The 1,522-nt window shown below is 34.4% G+C and carries 2 protein-coding genes; both read right to left on the bottom strand.

The window, feature by feature from the left end:
* Window positions 1-138 precede the first annotated feature (138 nt).
* Entirely contained in the window at window positions 139-600 is a 462-nt protein-coding gene (locus ES677_RS15050) for a hypothetical protein (protein ID WP_148381704.1), read from the bottom strand.
* Window positions 601-759: 159 nt separating this feature from the next.
* Window positions 760-1,251 (bottom strand): hypothetical protein, encoded by a 492-nt coding sequence (locus ES677_RS15045; RefSeq protein WP_148381703.1) that lies wholly within the window; start codon window positions 1,249-1,251, stop codon window positions 760-762.
* Window positions 1,252-1,522 lie beyond the last annotated feature (271 nt).

The raw sequence follows: 1,522 nt of genomic DNA, 5'->3' as shown, positions 1-1,522 counted from the left end.
GGTAGCTTCAATTGGTGTAAAGAGCAATTGTTGAGATGAACGTTGAACCGCCGTATACGAGACCCGTACGTACGGTGGTGTGAGAGGCGCACTGGCAATCATTCGATTGTCAGCCGTCTACTCGATTGCCACACGTTTTTATTTCACGCTGATTAATTTTTGCAAGAATTCCGACAAGTCAGAAGTCTTTTTAATATCATTATCCGTTCCTATATTTATTAAAAGAGATTGGTTATTTACTGTTCCATAAACGATAAGTCGATAGGAAATTCCATTAGAATTTTTCATTTTAAATTTGTATCCATTCAATTCCGAACCATATGATTCGAGTTGAAATTCAGTCCGCTTTTTTATGCTTTCTTGTTCGCTGAATTGAGTGATAAATTGACTGGGAACACTTTTGAGCATTTCTGCTGTCAAATAAATCCATTGAATAGTAATTCCGTCACAATCTAATAATTCATATTCAGATTTTGCTTGGCAGTTTTCGGGAACAGCTATTTTCATATGAGCATAGCTTAATGAGTCAATTCTTTTTTCAGTTTGACCGTAACTATTGACAGCTATTATCATTATTATTAGCAAAATTATTTTCTTCATAATATTTTTTTTCAAATGTGTGGCAACGTTTATGTATAAGAATAGTTGCGGGTTTGTATGCGAGGATTTTCCGAAGGAAAATCAGACGTTACAAACACGCAACGACCTTTGATTAAGCACTAAACCGCAATTATTTTTATACGGTGTTAGGTGCAGTTTTTATTCCGTTTCTATTTTCATTTCCGTACTGCAAGAAGTTCCGCAAACTTTACAAATTCCGTCAACGTAAATTTTTCCGTTAAACTCATATTCGATTGGACAATTCAATCCAGTATCAGCTTTTTTACATTTTCCGCAATAATTATTTTCGGTAATCCATTCTTGCTCGTCGGAATCTCTTTCTTTAAAATTCTTTTCGAGTCTTTGGTAAACAACGTTTTTTAATTCTCTCGGCTTATCATTCGGCTTGGTTTTTTCAAACATTTCATTAATTCCATATTCCCAAGTAAAATCCGCAATTATTTCAGTTCCAGCGACAGCACAATCTTCTATATCATCTTCGGTTGCTGAATAATCTAAAATACACAACCATTGAACTTCTTTGTCTTTCAATTCAATGGATGCTTTTCGTAAAGATTTCGGCGTATTTCCTCCGAGTGCTCTTTTCGCACTACTTTTTAAAAATTTATTTATGTTATTCCCGAAGTTCATCGTTTTCTCAAATTGCACCTAACGTTTATGTATATGGTTTGTTGCGTGGTTTAAGCAACTAATTTAGTAAATAATTACAGACAAAGAAAATCCGCGAGGATTTTCGCAAGTAGGCAAGAAGCCAGCAATAAATTATATACGGTGTTGTGTACAGTTATTTTTTCAGATTATCAAATGTCAAAATCACTTTCGGGCTTTGAGCATCCATAAACATTTTACTTCTTCCAAATAGGCAAATCTTTCCGATTTCATTAAACACGTTATGTTCTCC

The sequence above is a fragment of the Bizionia gelidisalsuginis genome, assembly GCF_008086185.1.
In the GTDB taxonomy this organism is placed as follows: Bacteria; Bacteroidota; Bacteroidia; order Flavobacteriales; family Flavobacteriaceae; genus Bizionia; species Bizionia saleffrena.
Note: the sequence above shows the minus strand (reverse complement) of the source record. Positions and strands in the feature narration are given on the sequence as shown.